2 protein-coding genes are annotated in these 5,173 nt (G+C 58.3%); one reads left to right on the top strand and one right to left on the bottom strand.

Going from position 1 to position 5,173, the window contains the following annotated elements; translation table 11 throughout:
* Positions 1–393, top strand: a 393-nt coding sequence (locus PMN64_RS41835; RefSeq protein WP_304497296.1) for a response regulator transcription factor, incomplete at its 5' end; no start/stop codon positions are given.
* Here PMN64_RS41835 and PMN64_RS41840 read toward each other — a convergent pair.
* Positions 388–5,173, bottom strand: a 4,786-nt coding sequence (locus PMN64_RS41840; RefSeq protein WP_411784991.1) for a PAS domain S-box protein, incomplete at its 5' end; no start/stop codon positions are given. The genes PMN64_RS41835 and PMN64_RS41840 overlap by 6 nt on opposite strands.

A 5,173-nucleotide genomic window follows, 5' to 3' on the forward strand; every position in this document is an offset into this window, starting at 1 on the left:
ATGTTGAACCGTACAGTGATATCTATCGTCGACGACGACCAGCCCTATCGTGAGTCGATGCGGAAGCTCATAATGTTTCTGGGCTACATTGTCGAAGCGTTCCCGTCGGCGGCCGAGTTCCTGGCATCGCCTGTCTTGGCTGAAACCGCCTGCCTGATCACCGACGTCAGCATGCCCGGAATGACCGGACTCGAGTTGCACAGGCATTTGGTCGATGCAGGGTACCAGATCCCGACAATCCTCGTTACCGCCTACCCCGATGAGGTCATCAGGCATCAGGCTCTTAAAGACGGGGTTGCTTGCTACCTCAGCAAGCCGGTGGACGACGACCATCTCGAGCGATGCCTTCGTTCGGCTCTGCAGCCGGGCCGGCCCATTGAAGACAATTCATGAGTCGTCGTCCGCAGGCAGAGTGAACCGAAATACGGCTCCACAAGGTTCGTTTGCTTCTACCCACAACTTGCCCCCATGAGCGTGGATGATAGATCGGCATATCGACAACCCCATCCCTGTTCCGCTGGACTTCGTGGTGTAAAAGGCGTCGAAGATCCGATCCAAATGCTGCGCATCAATGCCCGGCCCCGAATCCCGTACGGCCACGAGGACGCCTGTCGGATCCTGCTCTGTGCCGATCAACAGCTCCCTTGCTCCATCTGCAACCAAGCTGATCGCCTCGACCGCGTTGAGAATCAGATTCAGCAAGACTTGCTGCAGCTGAATGCGATCACCCAGAACTGGAGGCAGTCCATCCACAAGCCGGGTTTTGACTGAAACCTCATTCCGATGTGTCACGCTCTGCGCCAATATGAGCACTTCGTTGATGGCCGCGTTGAGGTCAAAACACTCCTTCCGCGTTGGCGCTTTCTTGACGTGATCACGCATCCGTCCGACGATGTCCCTGGCCCGGTCCACGTCCCGGACGACACAACCGAGTGCTTCCCTGACCTCCCCCAGGTTTGGTGGATTCATTTCCAGAAAACGCACCCCCGCACGAGCATTGTTGCGAGCGGTCGCAATCGGATGCAGAATTTCGTGAGACAGCGAAGCTGCCAATTCCCCCATCATGCTCACGCGGTTGATGTGGGCGAAATCCAGCTCGAGCTGGCGCAGCTTTTCACGTTCCTCCTGTGCCAGCTTTCGTTCAGTCACATCGACGGTTGTGCTGATAACCTCAGCCAGCGTACCCCGGGGGGAAAACACGTGATAGCTGGTTCCTTCGACCCATTTGATCGTCCCATCCGGCAGGAGGAGTCTGAACTCGGTAATCAAATCTTTCTTCTGGTGCACGGCCCCCTGGACCGCGGCCCACACTCTGTCGCGGTCCTCCGGGTGAATGCGTTCCCACATACTTTGCCGGCTTGGAAGTCCTTGCAGCGGATCAAACCCCCAAATCCTGTAACTCTCATCCGACCAGTAGAGATAACGCATCGCTGTCGCGTCGTAGATCCAATTTCCGGTGCGGCTTAGCCTTTGTGCTTGGCTCAGCGCTTCCTCGGCCCGCTTGCGCTCCGTCAAGTCGAGTACGAATGCAAGGCCTTCGTCGCCTCCCTCCTTGAACAAAGCGGCGCCAATAAGCACGGGCACACGGCTGCCGTCTTTCCGAATATACTCCTTTTCGAAAGGCTGAACTCTACCGGTCGAGCTCAATTCTGCTTGAGTCAGCATGTCGCGCTCGCGCCATTCGGGCGGGGACAGCTCGGTCCAGCGCATACGGCCCGAAACCAAATCCTCGCGGTCATATCCCAAAATGCGTAGAAACGCGTCATTGGCTTCAAGAATTTGGCCTTCGCCGTCGGCGATGATGATTCCGATGATGTTGGCGTCGACCAAACGCCGAATCTTACCTTCGCGATCTGCGACGTCGCGATAGAGCCGCGAATTTTCCAGCGAGATCGCCGCCTGCGACGCGAGAACTTTCAGCACCGCGACGCGATCGGGTGTGAAGACGTAGGCCGCCAGGTTGTTCTCGAGGTAGAGCAAACCAGCAAGCGTGCCTTGTTTGAGCAACGGCAGGCAGAGAATTGAACGGGCGTGATGCTGATGAATGTACTTATCGGCAGAAAACGAGCTCGGAGCTGCAGCATCCTTGAGAAGAACGCTCTCTTTCGTCCGGATCACGTAGTGTAGGATGGACTCCGGCAGATCCGCGGCGGTTACAGTCGCTCGTCGCTGACCGACGGTCACCTTATTATTGCTGGTCGTAACTTCCGCCTCAATCCGATAGACATCACCTACCGCCAGAATCAACAGCCCTCGTTCGGCACCCGCGTGCTCAATCGCCGTACGCATAAGTGTGTCGACAAGTTTGTCTAGAACGATCTCGCCCGACACCGCTTGCGAGACTTTGATAACGGTAGCTAGATCCAGCTGTTCAACAGATGCTCCGATCGTGCTGGTGGATCCGGCAATCGGCTTCTCCTCTCCTAGGTGCGGATACAACTCGTCGAGTTGGCGTACCTTGCCGTCGGCTCCCCATCGGATGTACGCGGACCGCGCATCTTGCAGATAGGCATTCGCGATCTTCCTGAAGCCGCGTGCGGCATAAAAGCGTGCAGCGACCTCGTTGGCGAGCGCCTCGTTGTGAACAAAACCATGCGTGTGTGCCGAGTGGATAGCATGTTCGTAAAGATGCTCGGCATCAAGCGCACGACCCTCGATCCTGGCGACCTCAGCCCCGACGAGTGCGGTGCGATTCTCGAAGTTGTCCGGGCAAGCCGTCGCCCAGACCTCGAGCTGCCGGTGATGCACGGCGAGTGCCCTGACATGCTCCTGGCATCGGTCGGCCGCCGCGGGCTCGCAGAATGCAGCTCTGGAGAGCGCACTATAAAAGTGGTATTCCGCGCATTCGAAAAAGGACGCCGATGTCGGCTGCAGCTGTTGCGCCCTCAATGACGCCTCGAGGGCGCCGGCATAGTCGCCGGCAAAGAAGCGTGCCTGCAGCTTGCGGGTCCAATACGAGCCCGCTGCCAACGCAAGATCCGGGTTCCTACAGAAGCGAGACTCCAGCAGACGTTCGTCAAACTGACCGTCGTCAAAGCGACCGAAAATCGGCGTCAAGCCGCGGAGTGTCCGAATCAGCCCAAGCTGACCGGCGATTGAATCAACCGCAAAACCAAACCGCATGCTGCGCGCGAAGGTGAGACCATGCTCAACCTCGATTTGCACGTCATCGAGCGGATCGCCCGCCGCGAGAAGATACGTGTTCAGGTGGGTGTAGTAATATGCGGCAAAAGTCAGGTCGCCGATCTGGTTTGCGGTCTCGAACGCATGCCGCAGCAGATCACGGCCTTCCTGGACATGTCTCGTCCAGAACATGAGCAGATATCCAAAGTTCAAATAGGTCCTGGCCTGAAAGCGCCTTAACCCCCGCCGTTCGACCAGTTCATAGCCGAGACGGCCGAATCGAAGTCCCGCCTGATAGTCGCCGAATTCCGGTCCAGCAAGCCTGCCAAGCACCGCATAGGCGTAGCACGAGCCGTCGCAATTACCGCCCTCGAGACTAAGATTGACCGCCCGACAGATGACCATCGAACGCAACTTCGCATCAGTATAATGGGCAGGCGGCCCGAGCTTCGTCAGGACATCGAGGGTCGCGAGCGAAGTGGCATTGCTCATAAACGGCTGATCAATAAGACTTTCTATTGTGCGGCAGCCGAGTTGCGACCAGATCCGCTGATACTCGCGCCGAGCCTCGTCTTCCGTCGGGTGCGGCGACCAGTCGATGCCGAGGTGACGGAGATAGTCGAGACCGACTGCGATCGCACGGCTGCCCTGGTCCAGTGTCGTGTAAAGATCCACCTGCAGGCACGTGACGCGGGCTCGTTCGATCGTCGTTGCGGCTCGGGTTGACAGCGCCGCCAGCCGCTGCTCTGCCTCCGCCAGTGCACCAGTGAGGCACTCACATTCGGCCCGGTGCAGCTCGAGCTCAAAGATCAGGTCGCGACGGCGTTCCCAAGAGCCCGCAGGCAACAGGGCCGCGCCGGAGAGCAGATAGTTCAGCGCCGAGGTATACGCCGTCGAGGTCTTGGCGCGTCTACCTGCAATGAAATTCAACTCGGCGACCCGCTCAAGCTCCTCAATTGACGTGATAAGACGCGAGCCGCGGTTGAGCTGATTGACGATTTCGAAAATCGTCTCCTCCAGCTGTTCTGGAGGGGTTCGCGCTGCGAGCAGCATCCCTATTCGGAGGTGGGTTTCGGCGCGAGATTCTTCCGGAATCAAGGAGTAGGCCGCTTCATGAACACGGTCGTGCAGAAACGTGTAGGAACTGTCCGAACGAAAGATCAGCCCTGCTCGCACCGCTTCCCAAAGCTGGCCATGCATCTCCTCCTCGGAGCTCTGGTAGATGATCCGCAACATGGCGAACCCTGCGTCATTGCCCAGGCAGGCGAGCTTCTGCAACGCGTTCCGGGATTCGGCAGACAGGCGATTCAGCTTCCCAACCATTAGGTCCACGACATTGTCGGTGTAACCCTTGGCGTGAATGCGATTCAGGTCCCAACACCATCGTGCCTCGCCATAATCGAAAGTGAGCAATGCTTCGTCAACGAGCGCCGAAATGAACTGAATAGCAAAAAGCGGATTGCCGGTTGTCTTTTCGTGAATCAGCCGTGCCAGCGGCGCGATTCTCTCGGGTTCGCTGTGAACGCAATCCGCAATGAGTTGTCTGAGGTCTCCACCGGTTAGGGGGGCCAATTCGATGTCTTGCAATCGCGCTCCAGCCTGGCGCATCGCTTCGAGCTTGCGCATCAGCGGGTGGACGAGATCGACTTCGTTGCTGCGGTAAGCGCCAATCAACAACAGATTCCGCACATCCGGCCGGCTCAACAGATCGTCGAGCAAATCGAGCGTTGCTGCATCGAGCCACTGGAGATCGTCGAGGAACAGGGCGAGCGGGTGTTCCGGCCGCGCGAACACGCTGATGAATCGCCGGAACACCAGCTGAAAGCGGCCCTGCACATCCTGCGGCGACAATTCGGGGACCGGTGGCTGCTCGCCGATGATGTGCTTCAATTCCGGGACGAGATCAACAATGAGCCGGCCGTTCGGTTCGAGCGCCTTGAGCAGTGCCTCCCGCCATTGCCGCAGTTCCGCTTCGGTCTTGCTCAGCAGCGGGCGGATCAGGCTCTGGAAGGCCTGTGCAAGTGTGGCATAAGGAATGTCGCGCTTGTAC

Source organism: Bradyrhizobium sp. UFLA01-814 (genome assembly GCF_046718885.1).
GTDB lineage: Bacteria > Pseudomonadota > Alphaproteobacteria > Rhizobiales > Xanthobacteraceae > Bradyrhizobium > Bradyrhizobium elkanii.